Origin of the sequence: Micromonospora reichwaldensis (assembly GCF_031845925.1) — a bacterium.
Taxonomy (GTDB): Bacteria; Actinomycetota; Actinomycetes; order Mycobacteriales; family Micromonosporaceae; genus Micromonospora; species Micromonospora reichwaldensis.
Genome location: NZ_JAVRFL010000001.1, coordinates 281,609 through 302,111, shown reverse-complemented (window position 1 = coordinate 302,111; position 20,503 = coordinate 281,609). Strand labels below are relative to the sequence as shown.

General features: G+C 72.3%; 19 protein-coding genes, 1 tRNA gene and 1 pseudogene. 9 read left to right on the top strand and 12 right to left on the bottom strand.

The features are described from left to right. Positions 1-204: 204 nt before the first annotated feature. The 3 genes and pseudogenes from RM555_RS01440 to RM555_RS01430 all read left to right on the top strand — a co-directional run. Positions 205-1,517 (top strand): annotated as a pseudogene (locus RM555_RS01440) (class E sortase); the annotation flags it as partial. Positions 1,518-1,519: 2 nt separating this feature from the next. Continuing rightward, positions 1,520-1,807, top strand: coding sequence for a hypothetical protein (locus tag RM555_RS01435; protein ID WP_311410029.1), 288 nt, complete (start codon positions 1,520-1,522; stop codon positions 1,805-1,807). 7 nt (positions 1,808-1,814) lie between these two features. Then, positions 1,815-2,465, top strand: a complete 651-nt coding sequence (locus tag RM555_RS01430) for an aminodeoxychorismate/anthranilate synthase component II (protein WP_311410028.1) — start codon at positions 1,815-1,817, stop codon at positions 2,463-2,465. 98 nt (positions 2,466-2,563) lie between these two features. Here RM555_RS01430 and RM555_RS01425 read toward each other — a convergent pair whose 3' ends face one another. The 8 genes from RM555_RS01425 to RM555_RS01390 are packed head-to-tail and all read right to left on the bottom strand — an operon-like array spanning position 2,564 to position 12,326. After that, positions 2,564-3,355, bottom strand: a complete 792-nt coding sequence (locus tag RM555_RS01425) for a SanA/YdcF family protein (RefSeq protein ID WP_311410027.1) — start codon at positions 3,353-3,355, stop codon at positions 2,564-2,566. A gap of 8 nt (positions 3,356-3,363) precedes the next feature. After that, positions 3,364-5,169, bottom strand: a complete 1,806-nt coding sequence (gene pknB, locus RM555_RS01420; RefSeq protein ID WP_311410026.1) for a Stk1 family PASTA domain-containing Ser/Thr kinase — start codon at positions 5,167-5,169, stop codon at positions 3,364-3,366. Continuing rightward, entirely contained in the window at positions 5,166-6,584 is a 1,419-nt protein-coding gene (locus tag RM555_RS01415; RefSeq protein WP_311410025.1) for a serine/threonine-protein kinase, read from the bottom strand. The genes pknB and RM555_RS01415 overlap by 4 nt, the downstream gene beginning before the upstream one ends. Position 6,585: 1 nt before the next feature. Further along, positions 6,586-8,091: a peptidoglycan D,D-transpeptidase FtsI family protein gene (locus RM555_RS01410; RefSeq protein ID WP_311410024.1), complete on the bottom strand. Its 1,506-nt coding sequence runs from the start codon at positions 8,089-8,091 to the stop codon at positions 6,586-6,588. Then, positions 8,088-9,581: an FtsW/RodA/SpoVE family cell cycle protein gene (locus RM555_RS01405; RefSeq protein WP_151455329.1), complete on the bottom strand. Its 1,494-nt coding sequence runs from the start codon at positions 9,579-9,581 to the stop codon at positions 8,088-8,090. Before RM555_RS01405 ends, RM555_RS01410 begins: the two co-directional genes overlap by 4 nt. Before the next feature lie 25 nt (positions 9,582-9,606). Next, positions 9,607-11,049, bottom strand: a complete 1,443-nt coding sequence (locus RM555_RS01400; RefSeq protein ID WP_311410023.1) for a PP2C family protein-serine/threonine phosphatase — start codon at positions 11,047-11,049, stop codon at positions 9,607-9,609. Beyond that, positions 11,046-11,531, bottom strand: coding sequence for an FHA domain-containing protein FhaB/FipA (locus RM555_RS01395; RefSeq protein WP_311410022.1), 486 nt, complete (start codon positions 11,529-11,531; stop codon positions 11,046-11,048). Before RM555_RS01395 ends, RM555_RS01400 begins: the two co-directional genes overlap by 4 nt. 6 nt (positions 11,532-11,537) lie before the next feature. After that, positions 11,538-12,326 carry an FhaA domain-containing protein gene (locus tag RM555_RS01390; RefSeq protein ID WP_088996759.1) on the bottom strand — a complete coding sequence of 263 codons (789 nt, stop codon included), beginning with the start codon at positions 12,324-12,326 and terminating at the stop codon, positions 11,538-11,540. Between the two features lie 226 nt (positions 12,327-12,552). Here RM555_RS01390 and RM555_RS01385 point away from each other — a divergent pair. The 3 genes from RM555_RS01385 to RM555_RS01375 all read left to right on the top strand — a co-directional run bounded on the left by RM555_RS01385 (position 12,553) and on the right by RM555_RS01375 (position 14,624). Continuing rightward, a tRNA-Leu gene (locus RM555_RS01385) sits at positions 12,553-12,638 on the top strand. A 67-nt stretch (positions 12,639-12,705) separates the two neighbouring features. Next, complete coding sequence (locus tag RM555_RS01380) at positions 12,706-13,821, top strand: NAD-dependent epimerase/dehydratase family protein (RefSeq protein ID WP_207914176.1); 1,116 nt, start codon at positions 12,706-12,708, stop codon at positions 13,819-13,821. Beyond that, positions 13,818-14,624: a WecB/TagA/CpsF family glycosyltransferase gene (locus RM555_RS01375; protein WP_311410021.1), complete on the top strand. Its 807-nt coding sequence runs from the start codon at positions 13,818-13,820 to the stop codon at positions 14,622-14,624. The genes RM555_RS01380 and RM555_RS01375 overlap by 4 nt, the downstream gene beginning before the upstream one ends. A 73-nt stretch (positions 14,625-14,697) precedes the next feature. On the opposite strand, the gene RM555_RS01370 is transcribed toward RM555_RS01375, so the two are convergent. Continuing rightward, complete coding sequence (locus tag RM555_RS01370) at positions 14,698-16,560, bottom strand: S8 family peptidase (protein WP_311410020.1); 1,863 nt, start codon at positions 16,558-16,560, stop codon at positions 14,698-14,700. Between the two features lie 218 nt (positions 16,561-16,778). Here RM555_RS01370 and RM555_RS01365 point away from each other — a divergent pair, with 218 nt between their 5' ends. After that, positions 16,779-17,378, top strand: coding sequence for a hypothetical protein (locus RM555_RS01365; RefSeq protein WP_311410019.1), 600 nt, complete (start codon positions 16,779-16,781; stop codon positions 17,376-17,378). On the opposite strand, the gene RM555_RS01360 is transcribed toward RM555_RS01365, so the two are convergent. The 3 genes from RM555_RS01360 to RM555_RS01350 all read right to left on the bottom strand — a co-directional run bounded on the left by RM555_RS01360 (position 17,346) and on the right by RM555_RS01350 (position 19,025). Continuing rightward, positions 17,346-17,753 carry a hypothetical protein gene (locus RM555_RS01360; RefSeq protein ID WP_311410018.1) on the bottom strand — a complete coding sequence of 136 codons (408 nt, stop codon included), beginning with the start codon at positions 17,751-17,753 and terminating at the stop codon, positions 17,346-17,348. The two genes, RM555_RS01365 and RM555_RS01360, sit on opposite strands and share 33 nt — an antisense overlap. A 199-nt stretch (positions 17,754-17,952) precedes the next feature. Next, entirely contained in the window at positions 17,953-18,174 is a 222-nt protein-coding gene (locus RM555_RS01355) for a DUF397 domain-containing protein (protein ID WP_132235357.1), read from the bottom strand. Then, positions 18,144-19,025: a helix-turn-helix domain-containing protein gene (locus tag RM555_RS01350; RefSeq protein WP_132235359.1), complete on the bottom strand. Its 882-nt coding sequence runs from the start codon at positions 19,023-19,025 to the stop codon at positions 18,144-18,146. The genes RM555_RS01355 and RM555_RS01350 overlap by 31 nt, the downstream gene beginning before the upstream one ends. 626 nt (positions 19,026-19,651) lie before the next feature. On the opposite strand from RM555_RS01350, the gene RM555_RS01345 reads away from it, so the two are divergent. Both RM555_RS01345 and RM555_RS01340 read left to right on the top strand, forming a co-directional pair. After that, entirely contained in the window at positions 19,652-19,939 is a 288-nt protein-coding gene (locus RM555_RS01345; RefSeq protein WP_311410017.1) for a hypothetical protein, read from the top strand. A 100-nt stretch (positions 19,940-20,039) separates the two neighbouring features. Beyond that, positions 20,040-20,492: a hypothetical protein gene (locus RM555_RS01340; protein ID WP_311410016.1), complete on the top strand. Its 453-nt coding sequence runs from the start codon at positions 20,040-20,042 to the stop codon at positions 20,490-20,492. The last annotated feature ends 11 nt before the right edge of the window (positions 20,493-20,503 follow it).

Here is a 20,503-nt window from a genome sequence, read left to right as displayed (position 1 = left end):
GCGGGTCCGGCGACCTCGACCGCCCAGTGCCTTCGGGCTACGACCGGCCCGCTGACTTCGACCGCTCCCGGCCCGCCGACTCCGACCGGCGTGGAGGCGGCGACTTCGACCGACCCGGTCCTGCCGGCTTCGGTCGGCCGGGGCCCGCCGAAGCCGATCGCTCTCGGCCCGCTGACCTCGACCGCTCTCGGCCCGCTGACTTTGGCCGGCGCGGTGGCGGCGACTCCGACCGGCCCGGCCCTGCGGGCTTCGGTCGGCCGGAGCCCGCCGACCTCCGCCATGCCAGCCCGACCGATTCCGGCCCGTCCGCCCGGCCCGGTGCCGGCGAGTCGTCGCCGTGGCCCGGTGCCGGTGCGGTCCGGCCGGCCGCCCCACCGCACCCCGCGTCGCCGTCCGACGATCTCCGGCTGCCGGGCGCCGCCGGGGCCGCCGGTCCCGGCGGCGAGCGCTCCGTCCGCCCGCCGGTCGACCGGGCCGCCGCCAGGGAAGGCCGGCCGGCCGCCGACGCGCCGACCGCCTTCATCCCGAAGGTGGGCGCGTCGGCCAACGGCCCGTCGACCCCGGTCTCCCCGGCCGACCCGGGCCGCGACGTCGATCCCGGGGCCACCGCCCTGATCCCGGCCGTCTCCGGGCGTACGCCGGCCGTCCCGGCCGCGCTCGTCGAGTCGACCGCCCTGATGGGCGCGGTGCCGCGTCCTCCGAAGACGGACGAGCCGGAGGGCTCCGACACTCCCGCCGAGCAGCCCCGGCCACGCCGGGGCGAGCGGGTGGTCCAGCTCCGCCCGGAGCAGACCGGTGAGGGCTACAAGAGCGTCTACTCGGAACTCACCCGGCCGTCGCTGGGCTCCCGGCTGCGCACCGGCATCCGGGTCAGCGGAGAACTGCTGATCACCTTCGGCCTGGTGGTGCTGCTCTTCGCCGGCTACGAGGTGTGGGGGAAGTCGGCGATCGTCGACGCCCACCAGAACGACCTCAGTCAGCAACTGGCGCAGGCGTGGGGCCCCGAGGGCGACCCGACGGTGGCGCCGTCGGCCAGCGCGTCCGCCAAGCCGAAGCCACCCGTGCAGGGCAAGCCCATCGCCGGTCTCCACATCCCCAAGCTCGACAAGAACTGGGTCGTCGTCGAGGGCGTCACCCAGAAGGACATCCGGTACGCGCCGGGCCACTACCCCTCCAGCGCCCTGCCGGGCCAGGTCGGCAACTTCTCCGTCGCCGGGCACCGCAACCGGGCCACCTTCTGGCGGCTCGACGAGCTGAACGACGGGGACGCCATCGTGGTGGAGGGCAAGACCGACTGGCACGTCTACAAGGTGACCCAGAGCCGGATCGTCAAGCCCACCCAGGTCGAGGTCGTGGCGCCCGTGCCCGGCAAGCCCGGGCAGAAGCCGACCAGGTCGATGCTCACCCTGACCACCTGCAACCCGAAGTTCGACAACTACCAACGCCTGATCATCCACGCCGAGCTGACGCGCAGCCAGCCGAAGTCGGCGGGGCGCCCGGCGGAACTGGGGGCCTGACGGTGTACGGCTGGATCTGGCGCAAGCTCCCCTTCGGGCTGCCCGGCAAGCTCGTCGGCAGCGTGCTGATCACCAGCGCGATGGTGGCCCTGCTCTGGTACGTGGTGTTCCCGTGGGCCGAGCCCCTGCTGCCCTTCGACGACGTGCAGGTCACCCAGGATTCCGGCGATCCCGGTGGCGACTCGGTGCCGGGCGGCGGGGAGAGCGACGACGCCCCGCCCGGCGACGAGCACGAGTTGCCGTACGACACCGACCAGAACAACACCCCGCCTGCCTCCCCGGACGAGTGAGCCCCTGATGCGTGTCCTGGTGATCGACAACTACGACTCGTTCGTCTTCAACCTCGTGCAGTACCTGGGTCAGCTCGGCGTGGACTGCGACGTCCGACGCAACGACGAGATCGAGGTCGCCGAGGTGGGCAGGGTCGGCGCGGCCGGCGTCCTGCTCTCGCCTGGCCCCGGCAGCCCCGACCGCGCCGGCATCTGCCTCGACGTCATCCGCGCGTACGCGGGCGAGCTGCCGATCTTCGGCGTCTGCCTGGGTCACCAGGCGATCGGTGAGGCCTTCGGCGCCACGGTGACCCGCGCCCCCGAGCTGCTGCACGGCAAGACCTCCGAGGTGCGCCACCACGGCGTCGGGGTGCTCGCCGGCCTGCCGGACCCGTTCACCGCCACCCGCTACCACTCGCTCGCCGTGCTGCCCGAGACGCTGCCCGAGGAGCTGGAGGTCACCGGCTGGACGGGTTCCGGGGTGGTGATGGCGATGCGGCACCGTACGCTGCCGATCGAGGGCGTCCAGTTCCACCCGGAGTCGGTGCTGACCGAGGGCGGTCACCTGATGCTGGCGAACTGGCTCGCCGCCTGCGGTCACCCGGAGGCGCTGGAGCGGGCCCCGGCGCTCGCCGCAGAGGTGGACGCACGCCGCCGCGCGGCCTTCGCCACCGCCTGAGCACCCCGTCGCCGCTGCGGCGATCCACTCGCCCTGATGCCACCCACACAAAGCGCCCGGGCCGACTGGCCGGATCCTTGCGCCCGCTCACCTCACGGTCAGCTCTTGAGCGCGTCCTCGACGGCCGGGTCTGCGGGTGAGCTGACTGCGGGCGGCCTGCCCCGGACCGCGTCCCAGGCCGCCTTGCCGCTGGCGAAGTAGTCGCGGACGGCCTTGCCGACGAGCAGGACGGGTCCGCAGCCGGCACAGCGGGCGGTCACCCCGTCGACGTCGAGGCCGAGGTGCCGGCACAGCGTCACCGCGCGGGACAGGTGGTAGGACTGGGTCACGATCAGGGCCCGCTCGACGCCGTACACGTCGCGCGCCCGGGCGCAGGTGTCGTAGGTGTCCAGGCCGAACGGGTCGGCCACGACCCGACGAGGATCGACGCCGAGCCGCTCGGTCAGGTGGGAGGTCATCGCCGCCGGCTCGTCGCCGGACGTGCCGCCCCCGTCGCCCGACACGAGGACCACCCGGGCCCGCCCGCTCTGCACGAGCGCGGCGGCGGTCTCCAGGCGGCCGGCAAGGCGGTCACCCGGCTGACGGCGGTCCGCCGCCACCGCCGTACCCAGGACGATCACGACGTCGGCGGCGGGCGCGTCGGCCTCGCCGTACAGGTGGCCGCGGGCGGCGGTCGTGGTCCAGAGCCAGGGGAGACTGGCCAGGAGCAGCCCCGCCAGGCCCAGGACCGCCGCGCGGGTCAGGCGTCGCCGCCACCGGCTCGCCCGGGCCGCCGCACCGTTCGCCGGCCGCCCGTCGCCGGCAACCGGAGGGCGCCGTCCGACGGCATCGGAAGGCCGCTGACCGGCGGCGTCCGCAGGGCGCTGACCAGCAGGGTCCCCCGCGCTCACGAGTGGGGTCAGCGCTCGGGCAGGCGGATCGGCGGGGTGGTCGGCAGCGGGAAGCCCCCGCCGCCGCCGTCACCGGGGGTGGTCGGCGTGACGCTGGGCGTCGGGCTCGCCGAGTCGGTGGGCGTCGGCTCGGCCTGCGGCACGGTGACCACGATCGTCACGGTCTTGCCCCTGGCGAGGTTGCTCCCGGCCGGCGGGGTCTGCGAGGTGACCTGGCCGGCCTCCTCCGGCGGCACCTCGCGGCCCCGCTTGACGTCGACCCGGTAGCCCGCCTCGTCCAGCTCCTCCTCGGCGTCGTCCTTGCTGGAGCCGACGACGTTGGGCACCTTGCCGACTTTGCCGTTGGAGACGGTGACGACGACCTGGCTGTTCTCGGGCACCCTCGTGCCCGAGGCCGGAGACACCTTCAGGACGATGCCCTCCTGCTGTGGGCTGTCATCCAGTTCCTTCTTGACCTTGAAGCCCTCGCTCTTGAGCCGCTCCTCCACGTTGTCGAAGGTCGAGCCCACGAGGCCGGTCGGGATGGCCTTGGTGGCCACGCCGCCGCAGACCCGGACGACGACATCGCGGTTGGGCTCCAGGGATGAGTTGGCGGGCGGGTCCTGGTTGACGACCTGGCCCTTCTGGCAGGTGCCGAAGACCTGGTCGCCCTCCTTGGGGACCAGGTTGGCCTGCTGGATCCGGGCGAACGCCTCCTGCTGGGTCAGACCGGTCACCGTGGGGACCGTGGCCAGGTCGTCGCCGTCGCGCTGGCTCAGCAGGGCGGCGGCGAGGGCGATCACCGCGAGGACGCCCACCGCCGCGAACGTCGCGATCAGCCAGGAGGACGCCTTGCGTCGGCGCGGGTCGCCGACCCGGGCCGGCATCTGCCGGGTCTGCGGGGCGCCGGGGGCGCCCGCGTAGCCGGCGGCGGCCGGAGCGAGCTGCGTCGTCTCCTCCTGCGGCAGCACCGGGGTCGCCATCACCGGGCGGCCGGCGGCCGCGCGGAGCAGGTCGGCCCGCATCTCGCCGGCGCTCTGGTAGCGGTTGAGGGGGTTCTTCGACAGCGCCTTGAGCACGATCGCGTCGACCGCGGGGTTCACGTCCGGGTTGATGTCGCTCGGGGTCGGGGGCGCCTCCCGCACGTGCTGGTACGCCACGCTGACCGGGCTGTCGCCGACGAACGGGGGATGCCCGCAGACCAGCTCGAAGAGGACGCAGCCGCCGGCGTAGACGTCGGAGCGGGCGTCAACCGCCTCGCCGCGCGCCTGCTCCGGCGAGAGGTACTGCGCCGTACCGATGACCGCGCTCGTCTGGGTCATGGTGGTGGCGCCGCTGGCCAGCGCCCGCGCGATGCCGAAGTCCATCACCTTGACCTGGCCGGTCTGGGTGAGCATCACGTTGCCGGGCTTGATGTCGCGGTGGATGATGCCGTGCCGGTGGCTGAACTCCAGGGCCGCGCACATGTCGGCGCAGATCTCCAGCGCCCGGCGCGGCTGGAGCCGCCCCTCGACGCCGAGCACCTCCTTGAGGGTCCGTCCGTTGACGAACTCCATCACGATGAACGGCAGCGTCTCGCCGGTGGGCGCGGTCTCCTCGCCGGTGTCGTAGACGGCGACGATCGCCGGGTGGTTGAGGGACGCCGCGTTCTGCGCCTCCCGGCGGAATCGCATCTGGAAGGTGGCGTCCCGGGCGAGGTCGGTCCGGAGCATCTTGATCGCGACGTCCCGACCGAGCCGGAGATCGCGACCGCGGTGCACCTCGGCCATACCGCCGTAGCCGAGCAGCTCGCCGACCTGGTACCTGCCACCGAGCAGGCGGGCCTGCGCTGTCATCGCGTCTGTCGTCCTTCGCTCGTCGTCTCGTCGCTGCCCGACCGGGGCAGTTCCTGTCGACGGTACGACGTTCCGGTCGGATCGTCGCGTCCGTCGGGCCACAGCGCGCCGGACGTCACCGCCGGCGGGGTGACCGCGCTCGACTTCGTGCCTTCCCGCACCTGGTAGGAAATCACGCCGGAGCAGACGAGGACCAGCACGGCCACGAGGATGGCGAGGAACACCATCCCGGGCCGGGACCGCTGCCCACCCGGCTGGTGCGCCGGCGGGACGGCGTGTCCCGCGTACGGCATCGGCCGGGCCTGCGGCACTGGCGCCGCGCCGCGCGGGTAGCCCGTCGGCGCCATCTGCGGATGCTGGACCGGCGCGGCGGGCGCGACCGAGGTGGGACGGTGCGGCGCGGCGGCCGGCCGGGTGTTCGCCACGGGCGGCCGGTGCGCCGCCATGGGCGGACGCGGCGGCTGCGCGGCGACGTTCGGCTGCCGATGCGGCGGCGACACCGGCGGACGCGGCGGCGGCACCTGGGCGCGGCCGGGCGGGCCCGCCGGCGACGCCGGGGCGGCGGAGATGGGCTGACCTGCCGCCCGGGCCTGCTGGGAGAGCTGGGCCTTGAGCTGACGGGCGACCCCGGCCAGCGTGGCGGCGCTCGGCCAGCGTGCCGCCGGGTCCTTCGCCAGGGCCCGCTCGACCACCGCCCGGACCTGCGGCGGAATGTCCGCCGGCAGCGGGCGGGGCGTCTCCCGCACGTGCCGCATGGCGATGTCGAGGGGATTGTCGCCCTCGAACGGGCGTCGACCGGCGAGGCACTGGTAGGCCACCACGCCGAGCGCGTAGACGTCGGACGCGGGCGTGGCGACCCCGCCGGTGGCCTGCTCCGGGGAGATGTACGAGGCGGTGCCGAGCACCGAGCCGGCCGCCGTGAGCTGGGCGACCAGCTCCGACCGGGCGATGCCGAAGTCGGTGAGCACCAGGGTGCCGTTGGGCCGGACCAGGAGGTTTCCGGGCTTGACGTCCCGGTGCACGATGCCCTTCACGTGCGCCGCGTGCAGCGCGTCGGCGGCCTGGGCGACGAGCGCCATCGTGCGGGCCGGGGTGAGCCGGCCGACCCGGGCCAGGGTGGCGGACAGCGCGTCGCCCTCGACGTACTCCATGACCAGGAACGCGATCTGCTGGTCGTTGCCGAAGTCGTAGACGTCGACCACGCCGGGGTGGTTGATCGTGGCCATGGTGCGGGCCTCGCCCCGGAAGCGCTCGGCGAAGTCGGGGTCGTCGAGCAGCGCGGGGAGCAGGCTCTTGACGGCGACCGTACGGCCGAGCACCTGGTCGGTGCCGCGCCAGACGTCGCCCATGCCTCCGCTGGCGATCCGCTCGTCCAGGCGGTAACGGTTGCCGAGCTGCACCCCCGGGCTCAGCATGTCAGCGGCCCCCCGGGTCGGCGATGGCGGCGCGCATGATCTGCCCGGCGATCCGGGCCGCCTCGGCGCTGCCGCCCGGGCCGGCCTGCTCCAGCATCACGCAGACCGCCGAGACCGGCGTGCCGTTCTTGTCCAGGGCGAAGCCGATGAACCAGCCGTGGTCGGGCCGATCGGGCGCCGACTGGGCGGTGCCGGTCTTGCCGCCGACCGTGTAGCCCCTGAGCTGCGCGTTCGTGCCGGAGCCGTTCTCGACCACGCTGACCATCATGTCCCGCAGGTCTTTGGCGACCTGACCGCTGACCGGCTGCCGCAACTCCCTGGGCTTCGCGGTGTAGTAGCTGGTGGTGCGGTCCGGGGCGAGCAGCTGACGGACCAGGTACGGCCGCATCTGGCTGCCGTCGTTGGCGACGGACGCGGCGATCAGGGCGCCCTGGAGCGGGGTCATCCGCACGTCGCGCTGCCCGATGGAGGACTGGGCCAGCGCGGCCGGGTCGGCCCCGCCGTCGGCGTTCTCCATGCTGCCGGTCCGGCTCGCCGCCACCGGGTGCCCGGCCTCGTTGAGGTGACCGACGGTGAGGTCCTCCTGCTCGAAGCCGAACTGCCGGGCCTTTTCCTTGATCTTGTCGGCGCCGAGCCGGACGCCCATCTGCGCGAAGCCCGTGTTGCACGACTCGGTCACCGCGTTGATCAGGGTGACCTCGTCCTCGGGGCAGATCGACGGGGCCGCGTTGCGGATCGGCGTGCCCGAGGTCGGCGGGGTCCAACTGGCCCCGGCCGGGATCCTCGTCTGCTGGCCCACGCCGTTCTCCAGCGCCGCGGCGGCCACCACGATCTTGAAGGTGGAGCCCGGGGGCAGCACCTCGCCGAGGGCCCGGTTCTTCAGCGGACCCGCCGGGTCCTGCTCCAGCTTGTTGTACGCGGCCGTGGCCTCGTTGGTGCTGTGACTGACCAGCGGGTTGGGGTCGAAGCTGGGCATCGAGACCAGCGCCTGCACCGCCCCCGTACGCGGGTCGATGGCGATCGCCGCGCCCTTGGCGGCTTCGACCCGGTTGTTCCGCAACTGCTCGAACGCGGTGTTCTGGGCGCCCTTGGAGACCGTGAGCAGCACGTTGCCGCCGCCGGACTGGTCACCGGTGAACATGTCCTTGACCCGGTTGGCGATCAGCGCGTCGCTGGTGCCGGCCAGGAAGTCGTTCTCGAACTTCTCGATGCCGGTCTCGGCGAGGTTGACCGGCTTGTAGCCGAGAATGTGGGCGTACCTCGCCCCGCCGGGGTAGCTGCGCTGGAACTTCAGCTCGCCGTCGGTCTCCTTGCTGAGCGCGAAGGCGGTGCCGCCGGCCTCGATGTTGCCGCGCTTGCGCTCGTACTCGGCGACCTGGACCCGACCGTTGTAGTCGCTGGTGCGGTACTCGTCGGCCTTGTAGGCCTGGATCCAGTTCAGGTTCGCGAAGAGCAGGCCGAAGAGAACCATGACGACGACGCCGACGCGGCGCAGGGGTGCGTTCACGGCCTGATCACCTCCGTGGGGGCACCGTGCAGCTGCTCCGGCGGGCCGCCGGACGGTCGGGCCGCCTTGCCGCCACCGCCGGCGACGGGGCGGCGGGCACCGTCGGAGATCCGGAGCAGGGCCGCGATGAGCAGCCAGTTCGCCATCAGCGAGGAACCGCCGGCGGAGAGGAACGGGGTGGTCTGCCCGGTCAACGGGATGAGCTTGCTGATCCCGCCGACGATCACGAAGACCTGGAGCCCGAGGGTGAAGGCCAGGCCGCCGGCCAGCAGCTTGCCGAACGAGTCCCGGACCGCCAGCGCCGCGCGCAGCCCCCGCTCGACGATCAGCAGGTAGACCACGAGCAGGGCGGAGAGCCCGAAGAGGCCGATCTCCTCGCCGATGCCCGCGAAGATGAAGTCGTTCTGTACCTCGGGCAGCAGGCCGGGCTGGCCACCACCGGGACCCGCGCCGAACAGGCCGCCCGTGCCGAGCGCGAGCAGGCCCTGCACGAGCTGGTAGCCGTCGTTGTACGGGTCGGCGAACGGGTCCAGCCAGATCTGGGCGCGCAGGTAGAAGTTGGCGAACGGCCCGCCGACCACGTCGCCGAGCACGTACGCCAGGTAGACGCCGCCGAAGAACAGCACCAGACCGATGAGCAGCCAACTGACCCGCTCCGTGGCGATGTAGAGCGTCACCACGAACATGCCGAAGTAGAGCAGCGAGGTGCCCAGGTCCTTCTCGAAGACGAGGACCAGGACGCTGACCAGCCAGACCGCGACCACCGGGCCGAGGTCCCGCCCGCGCGGGAAGTCGATGCCGAGGAACCGGCGGCTCGCCAGCGACAGCACCTCGCGCTTGCGCACCAGGTAGTAGGCGAAGAAGACCAGCAGGGCCAGCTTCGCGAACTCGCCCGGCTGGATGGAGAAGCTGTCGCCGAACTTGATCCACAGCTTCGCGCCGTTGATCTCGGAGAACCGGCTGGGCAGCACCGCCGGGATCATCACCAGCACGATGCCGGCCAGCCCCAGCGTGTACGCGTAGCGCGACACCGAGCGGTGGTCCCGCATGATGGTGAGCAGCCCGGCGGCGAGGATGACCGAGACGAGCGTCCAGGCGAGCTGCCGGCCGCCCGTGCCGGCGAAGATGGCCAGGTCCTCCCGCTCGGTCGGTGCCGCCTTGCCGAGGTCGATCCGGCGCAGGAAGCCCACCCCGATCCCGTTGAGCAGGGCGACCGCCGGCAGCAGGGCCGGGTCGGCGAAGGGCGCCAGGAACCGGATCACCAGGTGCAGGCCGAGGAACACGGCGGTGAGCGCGGCGGCCGGCATCCAGAAGTCGGCCGTGACGGTGTCGAGCACCTTCGCCTCGACCATCGCCCCGTACGCGGCCACCAGCACCATGGCGACCAGCAGCAACGACAGCTCGGCGTTGCGCCGGGACCGGGCCAGGCGTACGCCGGGCTGCTCGCCCGTGGTGGCGGGCGAGGATGCCGGAATGGCCGCTGCGGTCACGGAACGTCCTCGGATCGAGCCGCGCCTACTCCGGCGACCGGCACGCGGCGGGGTCGAGCGCCGGCGAGTCGGTGTCGGAGGGCGGGGCGTCGGGCGTGGTGGTCGGCGCGGCCGGCGTGCTCGGCCGGCCGCTGACCGGGGCGCTCGCACTCGCGCTGACGGTCGGAGCGGGCGACACCGGTACGGAGGTCGGCGTCGGGACGGTGGTGACGGCCGCGGCGCTCGGACTCGGGCTCGGCGGGCAGACGGGCTTCAGGTTCGGGTTCATCGGGTCGTCGCTGGTCAGCTCGGCCAGTCGACGCTCGGCGTCGGGCTCGCTCTTGGCCGGGATGCCCTGCTTGACCTGCTCCTGGGCGGCCAGCGTCAGGTCCTCCAGGTCCGCCGGGCTCTTGGAGTGCACGGTCGACAGGTTCATCCCGGCGATCTCGCCCTGGATGCCCCGGAACACCGCGACCTGGCCGTTCTCGGTCGCGCCGACGTAGTACTGCCGCTGGGTGTAGCTCCAGCCGCCGAAGACCGCGCCGCCGACGAGGACCAGCAGCGCCACCGAGATCGCGGCGGCCCGCACCGGCCGGCGCCTCGGGCGCTCCGACTCGTCGTCGACGCCGGCCGTCGGTTCCTCGGGAACGGGCGGACGCGGCGCGGAGAGGGCGGACGCGCGGGCGGCCGGGGTGGACACGTCGGCGGAGGTCGCCATGCCCCGGTCCCGGGCGGCGGCGCCGCCGACGATCGGGCTCGCCTCGACGATGTCCTGGTCGGTGGCGTCGGCGATGATCACCGTGATGTTGTCCGGGCCGCCGCCGCGCAGGGCGAGCTGCACCAGCCGCTCCACGCACTGCTGCGGGTCGGTGTACTCGCGCATCGTCTCGCCGATGGTCTCGGCGCTGACCACACCCGAGAGGCCGTCGCTGCAGATCAGGTAGCGGTCGCCGGGAAGCACCTGACGGACGCTGTATTCCGGGTCGATGTCACGGCCGTCGAGCGCCCGGGTGAGCAGCGAACGCTGGGGGTGGCTGCTCGCCTCCTCGGCGCTGATCCGGCCCTCGTCGACGAGCATCTGGACGTACGTGTCGTCCTTGGTGATCTGCGCGAACTCACCGTTGCGCAGGAGATAGGCCCGCGAGTCACCGATGTGGACCATGCCCAGCTTGCTGCCGGAGAAGAGGGTCGCGGTGAGCGTGGTGCCCATCCCCTCCAACTGGGGGTTGGCATCCACGGTGTCGCGGAGCTGCTGGTTGGCGGTGCCCACGGCCGAACGCAGCGCGTCGACGAGGGCGTCACCGGGGACGTCCTCGTCGAGCGGCGCCATGGCACCGATGACGATGTTGCTGGCGACGTCACCGGCGGCCATGCCGCCCATGCCGTCGGCGACGGCGAGAAGCCGCGGCCCGGCGTAGACGGAATCCTGATTACCGTCTCGGATCAGACCGCGGTCGCTGTGGGCCGCATAGCGCAGGGTCAGAGTCATGGCCGTAATTCGAGAGAAGTGCGGCCGATCCGGATCGGCACGCCGAGGGGGACGGGGGTTGGTCCGGTGACCTTAGCGCGATCCAGGTACGTGCCGTTAGTCGAGCCGAGGTCCTCGACGAACCACTGGCCGTCGCGTGGCACCAGACGGGCGTGCCGCGCCGAGGCGTAGTCGTCGGTGATGACGAGGGTGGAATCCTCCGCCCGGCCGATGGTGATCTGCGCTTCGCCGAGGGTGATCCGGGTCCCGGCCAGTTGACCGGCGGTTACCACGAGCTGGTGGGCCGCCCTGCCCCGCTTCGACTTCGTCGGTTTCGCCGCCTGCCCGAGCGAGGCGCCGACGGCCCGGGGGGCGGCCACCAGCCGGCCCGACCGGGCGCCCGCGAACAGGTCCCGGCGGATCACGCCGACCACCGTGAACACGAAGATCCACAGCAGGATGAGGAACCCGAACCGGGCGACGGTGATGACGAGCTCCGGCAAGGCGGGTCAGCCGTCCACGCGGAAGGTCAGCGTCGTGGTGCCGAGCTGGATCATGTCGCCGGGATTGAGCGCCACGGCGGAGACCCGCTGGCCGTTGACCATGGTGCCGTTGGTCGACCCCAGGTCGGTCAGCACGACCTGACCACCGTCGAAGTCCAGCCGGGCGTGTCGCCGCGAGATCCCGACGTCGGGCAGGCGCAGGTTTGCCTGGTCGCCGCGGCCGATCACGGTCGAGCCCATCTGGAGGGGGTAGGTGCGCCCGTCGCCGGAGACCAGCCGCACGTTGCGGCCGCCGCCGTGGCCGGGCGGAGGACCGTAGCCGCCGCCCTGGTCGTAGGCCGGGTAGGCGGGCGGGCCCGCGTCGTAGCCGGGCGCCGAGACCGGGGCGACCTCACCGCCGGTGTAGACCTCGGCGGTGACCCGGAACATCCCGGTGTCCAGCCCCTCGCCGCGTTCGATCTCGACGATCACGTCGCCGTAGACCGTCCAGGCCTGCTCGCCGATGAACTCCGCCTGCGACTGGGCCAGCTCCTGGGCCAGCGCGGCGGCGTACGGCGCCAGACGACTGTGGTCGTAGGGCGAGAGATCGATCACGTAGCGGTTGGGCACCAACGTGCGCCCACCGGCCAGGATCGCCTTGTGCGCCTCGGCCTCCCGCTGCATGGCGTTGAGGATCTCCACGGGGTGGACCACCCCTTTGAAGACCTTGGCGAAGGCCCCCTCGACCAGGCCTTCCAGACGCTTCTCGAAGCGTTGCAGCACGCTCACCGGCTCCTCCTCGGGTCCCGAGGACATGATGGTATCCGGCCGGCGCGCGCGCAGCTCACACGCCGCTCGGCCGTCTGACGGCGGCCCGTTCGGACGGGCCGATACTGCCGTGCTACTCTTTCGTCCGCCACGAACGGTAACCGCTCCTCGGACGGTAACCGATCGTCACAACGACCACGGACCGGCTAGGATGTCCGAGGCCCGCTGGAGACAGCAGGTCCGGCACAGACTACAGTGTTCGAGGTCAAGCCACGGGGAAGTGGCGGAATGGCAGACGCGCACGGTTCAGGTCCGTGTGCCCGAAAGGGCGTGGGGGTTCAACTCCCCCCTTCCCCACCAATTACGCGAGGGCTCCGCAGCGATGCGGGGCCCTCGCGCCGTATCGGGGCGTGCCGTACGTCACGCTATGCTCCGATGGTTTCTGCCTCCGATGGACCAGGAGTGGCGTGTGAGTGTCGCGTTCGTGACCGGGTCGGGCGGTCTGATCGGCTCCGAGGCGGTCCGGCACTTCGCCGGCCTCGGTCTCGAGGTCGTCGGCATCGACAACGACATGCGGCAGGAGTTCTTCGGCGCGGAGGCGTCCACCGCGTGGAACGTCCGCCGACTGACCGACGAGCTGGGGTCCGCGTACTCGCACCACAGCATCGACATCCGCGACCGGGCCGCGCTGGCGAAGCTGTTCAAGCGGTACGGCACCGACGTCGCCGTGGTGATCCACACCGCCGCCCAGCCGTCGCACGACTGGGCGGTGCGCGACCCGTTCACCGACTTCGACGTGAACGCCGCCGGCACGCTCAACGTCCTGCAGAACGTGCGGGAGCACTGCGTCGAGGCGCCGCTCATCCACTGCTCCACCAACAAGGTCTACGGCGACCGGCCGAACAGCCTGCCGCTGGTCGAGCTGGAGACCCGCTGGGAGATCGAGCCGGGGCACCCGTACGAGCAGGGCATCCGCGAGGACATGTCCATCGACGCCTGCCTGCACTCGATCTTCGGCGCCTCCAAGGTGGCGGCCGACGTCATGGTGCAGGAGTACGGCCGCTACTTCGACATGCGGACGGCCTGCTTCCGGGGCGGGACGCTGACCGGCCCGGCGCACTCCGCGACGGAGCTGCACGGCTTCCTCGGCTACGTGATGCGCGCCAACATGGAGCGCCGCACCTACAAGATCTTCGGCTACCAGGGCAAGCAGGTCCGCGACGCCATCCACAGCTCGGACGTGGTCAGCGCCTTCGAGGCGTTCTTCCGCAACCCGCGCTCGGCGGCGGTCTACAACCTCGGCGGCGGCCGGCACTCGAACACCTCCAACCGCGAGGCGTTCGCGCTCGCCGAGCAGATCACCGGCCAAGAGATGGTCACCGAGTACGTCGAGGCCAACCGGATCGGCGACCACAAGTGGTGGATCGGCTCGAACGAGGCCTTCCAGGCCGACTACCCCGAGTGGAAGCAGGTCTACGACGTGCCCATGATCATGCGCGAGATCTACGAGGCCAACGTGGACAAGTGGGTGCCGGGCGCATGACCGGCAGGGGCAAGCGGAACGTCCTCGGGGTCCTGGTCGACGCCACCGACTACGCCGAGGCGACCGAGCAGGTGGTGGCGGCGGCGCAGGAGCGTCGACCGCTGGCGCTGACGGCACTGGCCGTGCACGGCGTGATGACCGGGGTGCTCGACCCGGCGCACAACGCCCGGCTGAACTCCTTCGACGTGGTCACGCCCGACGGCCAGCCGGTGCGCTGGGCGCTCAACCTGCTGCACGGCGCGGGGCTGACCGACCGGGTCTACGGCCCGAACCTGACCCTGCACGTGCTCGCCCGGTTCGCCGACGAAGGGCTGCCGGTCTACCTCTACGGGTCGACCGAGGAGACCCTGGCCAGGCTGATCCCGGCGCTGGAGCGGATGTTCCCGGCGCTGAAGATCGCCGGGGTGGAGCCGTCCAAGTTCCGGGCGGTGCAGCCGGGCGAGGACGTGGAGATCGCAGACCGGATCCGGTCCAGTGGGGCCCGGCTCGTGCTGGTCGGACTGGGCTGCCCGCGCCAGGAGGTCTTCACGTACGCCATGCGGCCGCTGCTGGACATGCCGCTGATGGCGGTCGGGGCGGCCTTCGACTACCACGCCGGCCTGCTGCGCCAGCCCCCGCCGTGGATGCAGCGGGCGGGCCTGGAGTGGTTCTGGCGCCTCGGCCTGGAGCCCAAGCGGCTCTGGAAGCGCTACGTGATCCTCAACCCGGCCTACCTGACCCGGCTCGCCGGACAGAAGACGGGGCTGTGGAAGGCGAAGCCGCCCGCCCCGGCAACGGAACGCCCCGCCAGCTTCTCGGTCTGACGCCGCCCAGACGTTAGGAAGGGCCCCTTCCTATCGCGTACGCGATAGGAAGGGGCCCTTCCTTGCACTCAGGTCAGAGGGTGAGGGTCCAGGTGTTCAGGTAGCCGGTGTCGCCCGAGTAGACGTCGCGCACCCGCAGCTGCCAGGTGCCGTTCGCCGCCTCGCTCGACAGGTTCGCCGTGTAGGTGGCGTTGATGTTGTCCGCGCCGTCGAAGAAGCTGCTGTTCTTCAGCCGGTAGGTCGAGCCGTCCGGCGCGACCAGGTCGATGACCACGTCACCGCGGTAGGTGTGCACGATGTTCACCGCGACGGTGGAGGCCGACGAGGCGTTGCGGGCGCAGCCGGCGATCACGATCGAGCTGCTCACCGCGACGTTCGTGTCCGGGATCGCGAGGTCGGTGCCGTTGGTGCCGGAGCAGCCGCCGCCGGTGCCGGTGACCGTCAGCGAGTAGGTGGCGGTCCTGCTGCCCGAGGCCGCGGTGCCCGTCACGGTCACGGAGTAGGTGCCGGCCGGCGTGCTCGCCGAGGTGCTGATGGTCAGCGCCGAGGATCCACCCGAGGTGACGGTGGCCGGGCTGAACGAGGCGGTCGCCCCGGACGGCAGCCCGCTCGCCGAGAGGCTCACCGACTGGGCGGAGCCGTTGGTCGTGGCGGTGGCGACCGTGGCGGTCACCGAGCCGCCCGGCGCGGTCGAGCCGGACGTCGGCGAGACCGAGACGGAGAAGTCGTTGGTCGGCGGCGGGGTGTCGCCGTTGACGACGTAGAGCAGCTTGTTCGGCGAGCCGGTGCCCGGGTTGGTCACCACGTTGCTGGTGGCGTTGTTCACCAGGTAGTCGCGGACCTGCTGCGGCGTCCAGGCCGGGTTGGCGCTGGCCACCAGGGCCGCGACGCCGACCACGTGCGGGGTCGCCATCGAGGTGCCGCTGATCGTGTTGGTGGCGGTGTCGTTGGTGTGCCACGCCGAGGTGATCGACGAGCCGGGCGCGAAGATGTCCAGGCAGGTGCCGATGTTGGAGAACGACGACCGGGCGTCGGTGTTGGTCGTGGAGCCGACGGTGATGCCCTCGGCGGTCCGGGCGGGCGAGGTGTTGCAGGCGTTGCCGCCGGAGTCGTTGCCGGCCGCCAGGCCGTAGCTCACGCCGGAGTTGATGGAGTTGCGCACGGCGGTGTCGAGCGAGGCGTTCGCGCCGCCGCCGAGGCTCATGTTGGCCACGGCCGGCTTGACCGCGTTGGCGGTCACCCAGTCGACGCCGCCGATGACGCCGGCGTTCGTGCCGCTGCCCTGGCAGTTCAGCACGCGTACGCCGACCAGCTGGACGCCCTTGGCCACGCCGTACGCCGAACCGCCGACGGTGCCGGCGACGTGCGTGCCGTGTCCGTTGCAGTCGTCGGCCGAGCCACCGTCTACGGCGTCGTAGCCGGAGACCGCCCGGCCGCCGAAGTCGCTGTGGCTGAACCGGATGCCGGTGTCGATGATGTAGGCGTGCACGTTGCTCGCCGTGTTCGGGTACGTGTAGGAGCTGTTCAGCGGCAGGGCTCGCTGGTCGATCCGGTCCAGGCCCCAGGAGGGCGGGTTGGTCTGGGTGCCGGCGATGGAGACCGTGTGGTTCTGCTCGACGTACGCCACGGCGGGGTCCGCGGCAATGCGGGCGGCGGCCCTGGCGTCGACCCGGACCTCGAAGCCGCGCAGGGCGGCGCCGTAGGTGCGGGCGACCGCGCCGCCGTGCCGGCCGACCAGCCGCTGCGCGGTGTCACCGACGCTGCTGCGGGCGACCGAGCTGTCCTTGAAGACGACGATGTAGCTGTCGGCCACGGCGGTGGCGCCGCCGGCGGCGCGGATCGTGCCCACCGGTTCGGCGGCCATGGCGGGCGTGGCGGTGGCCACCATGGCCAGCGCGGCCACCCCGACGAGTACGGACCTGCGTGGAAGACCCATCTTCTACTCCCTCCGACCGGCACCGACCGTCCAACTGTTCGAGACGAGTGAATCGATGAATGCCGATCAAGCTGAGGGTAGGGGGGCGCAAACGGGAATTCAAACATGTCGACTTCCCCATACCACCGGAGGGATGACCCCCTAGGGGCGGCGGCTGCGGGACGAACCGGGGACCTGCCCGGATTCACGATCGTCGAAAACGGGCAAGGCTGTCGGTCATGGAGATTCACCTGACCGTGCTGCTGTCGCTGGCCGCCGTCTGGCTCCTCGCCGGCTGGCTCGCGGACGGGCTGCCCCGGCTGGACCACGCCCGGGCCCTGCGCCGGCGTACCGGATGGGTGCTCGCCCTGACGCTGACCGGCCTGGGCCTGACGGCCGCCGTGCTGGGCGCGGGGCTCTCCAGCGCCGGCGCGACCCCCGCGGACCGGGCGGCCGCCGGCCTCACCCTCGCCGCCGCCCCCGCGCTCGTGGTCGCGGCCTGCACGGTGCGCCGGGTACGCCGGCTGCGCGCGGGCGCGGGCGCGCTCTCGTCGGCCCCGGGCACCCCGGCGCCGCACGGCCTGCGGGCCTCCGCCGCGCACCCGCTGATCGGGCTCCCGGTGCAGGTCACCGGGCTGGCGATCCTGCCCGCGGTGGCTGCGGCGAGCGCCCCGGACCTGCTGTCCGGACCCGGCGTGGCCGGGCCGGCGGTCACCCTGGGCGTGCTGGGCGTCGCCGCCATCGGCGTACGCCACGCCCTGCGGCACAGCCGGCTCGTGGAGCGGGCCGTGCCGGTGCGGCCCGCGTCACCGCGAGCGGCCGGGGCCCTGCACGTATAGCAGTTCCAGGATCGCCCGGGTCGCCTCGAACCAGCGGTCGAGCCAGCCGGGCGGCGGGACGCTGCCCTTCGGCGGCAGCTCCATCAGCAGCCCGCGCAGCAGCGGATGGTCGACCAGCGACTCGGGCGGCTCCACCGACCAGTTGCCGGGCGGGAACGACGGCTCGGTCAGCGGGTTGGGGTCCAGCGAGGGCAGGGAGAGCGGCGGACCGGGCTGCTCCGGCGGCGCGGCCGGGCTCTCCCGGCCACCCATCTCGGTGTCGGTCGACACCACCTCGGTGAGGACGGTGTCCCGCCGTGCTCCCCGGTACTTGCCCCCGAACCGTTCCGGCTTGCCCGGCCCGTTGGTGAGGTTGTCCGAACCGATCGTCGTCATCCGTCTCGCCTGCCTCGCTCGGTTGCCGATCCCGGCGGCGGCTCGTCGACCACCGCCGTGCCGAGGGGTACAACGACACGGGACCCGATGTGGCGACGCCGACGGCGGGACGACTTCGCGGCCGGTCCGGACGCGGGCACGACGATGCCCCCGCCCGGCTCCGCTGCCGGGCGGGGGCATCCCGTCACGTCCGGTCCCGTCAGCCCTTGTCGAACACACCGCCCCTGGCGCCGGCGACGAAGGCGTGCCAGCCACCCGGGGAGAAGACCAGGGCCGGGCCCGTCTTGTCCTTCGAGTCCCGCACGCCGACCGCCCCCGTCACGTACGCCACCTCCACGCAGTTGTCGCAGTTCGGCCCGCTCTTCGAGCTCTTGAACCACGTCGCCTGCGTCAGGTCCACGGGGAACCCGTTGGTCGCCATTTCCACATCGGCTCCTCTGCCAGTTTCGCGATGTGTGCGATGGACTCCTCAGGACGTATGGCCGCCGCTCGGATGTGATCGAAGATGAAGCTGTACTTCTGCAGTTCGTCACTCTTCTCCAGGAAGAGCCCACCCGTGGCATTCTCCGCGTACACGACATCCGGATCACCGGGCTCAGGGAAGCTGAGGATCGTGAAGGTGCCGTCCATGCCGGCGTGCGCCCCCACCGTGAAAGGCAGGATCTGGAGCGTCACGTTCGGCAGTTCCGCCACCTCGACCAGGTGTTTGAGCTGGTCACGCATTACCTCGTCCCCGCCCACCGGACGGCTCACCACCGCTTCATCGAGCACCACCCACAGATCGACCGGATCATCCTGCGTCAACAACGACTGACGGCCCAGACGGACACGCACCCGTTGCCGCACCTGTTCGGGAGTGAAGTCGGGCCGGGCGGCCCGGATCATCGCGCCCGCGTAGTCCTCGGTCTCCAGCAGCCCGGGCACCACCTGCTGCTCGTACGCCCGGATCGAACCGGCCGCCGCCTCCAGCCCGACGTACGCGCCGACCAGCACCGTGCTGTAGGGGTGCCACCAGCCCTTCTGCCGCGCCTCGCGGGCGATCTGCACCAGCTCGTCGCTCTCGGCACCCACCACGCCGTAGATCCGCAGCATGTCCCGCACGTCGCGGGGCGTCGCCGTGGTGTGGCCGGTCTCGATCCGCGAGACCTTCGACGCCGAGCACTCCAACTGCTCCGCGACCGCCTCGATGGTGATGCCGGCCGTCTCCCGCTGCCGGCGCAGTTCGGCGCCGAGGCGACGCCGCCGGATGGTGGGGCTGCGCCGCTCGCTCACGACACGACCCCGCCCGCTGGTCGGAACCACCGCCTGTCAGGCCTCACCCGGTCCACCTCCGCCTCGCCGTGCGCCACTGTCGTCACCCGCCAGGGGCGCGACCGTCGTACGGCGGGCGTCGTTCGCGGCGTGGGGTGGTGCCGGTCATCGGCCGGCCGCGACGGGCGAAACCGCTCCCAGTGTGCCGGGCATACGTGAATGGCTTCAAGCGCTGCTTTGCACGAGCCGCTCACGTATCGGCAAAAGTCGACGTGCAACTTGCATGAAGCACGTCGCTGATGCACTCTGTCCGTATGGCACGGGTTACTCACCGTCTCCGTCCGCTTCCTCGCCGTGGTGACCCCACGGACCGCGGGACGCGCGGCGGTGGGAGCGCCCGGCAGTCGACAACCAGACCTGCCCCGGGTTGATGACCTCGCCGCTGCACGCCAGTTGGCTGCGGCGGCGGGAGCGGTACCCGGAGTAGCCGGGTGTTGGTCGGGTGGCGGTTCGCCACCAGCGGATACGGCCCGACCACCACCGCCCGCAAGACCGGTCCACGAGGCACGACCCCGCCACCGGGCCATCGACGTCCCCCGACCCCCACCGCCGGCCCGTCGGCCGGCCGACCCTTCCCAGGAGCCCATGTGCTTCCCCGCTCCGGTGACGTAGTGCACGTGACTCGCGCGGCGAGTGTCCAGTTCCTCAGGCCCATCATGTTCCGGGTCATCCGGGTGCTGGACTGGCCGACCTACGACGGCTGGATCTGGCTCGAAGGCTACGAGTTGAACGCATCGGGGGACGCGGTCAGCCGGCGGTCGATCTTCGTCCAGCGGGAGGGGCTGCGCCACCTGCGGTCGGCCCCCGAGCCGCGTCCGCACACCGTGCGCACGCCGCGCCGGCCCGCCGCCCGCACCCCGGTCCGGGTGGGCTGACCTGCGCGATCGGCAGCCGAGGGGCGTGCCGTCGCCATAGGATGAGGTACGCCCACCCCGGCACGTTCCCACCCCGCGCGTCCAGGACCCCGAACCTGGGATGGCCATGGTCAATCAGCCCGCCGCGCGGCGGCACCACCGCTCCCGTATCGCCTACGCCTTCGGACTACTGGCGCTGATCGGCGCCGCCACCACACTGGTGGTCGTGGTCCGCGATCCCGCCCTCTCGTCCACCACGCGGCTGACCACCCCGGTCCCGGCACCGGAGATCACCGTGGTGGACGAGGACCCGCCCTACGACGACGTGCCGGACGCCCTCGACCCCCCGTACGCCCTGACCGGGCCGGACGAACCGGACGCGCTCGGCGCCGCCGGCGAAGCCGGACCCACCGCCGGGGCCGGGGTTCCCACGGGCTCCCCGGACGGTGCGGCACACGCCGCCCGCCCCGCGCCCGACGACGTCCGCCGTTCCCTCTTCTGGTCCGGCATCTTCGGACTGGCCATCTCGCTGGCCGGGCTCGGCATGGTCGGAACGAGACGACGCATGTGGTGACGCGGCGGCGC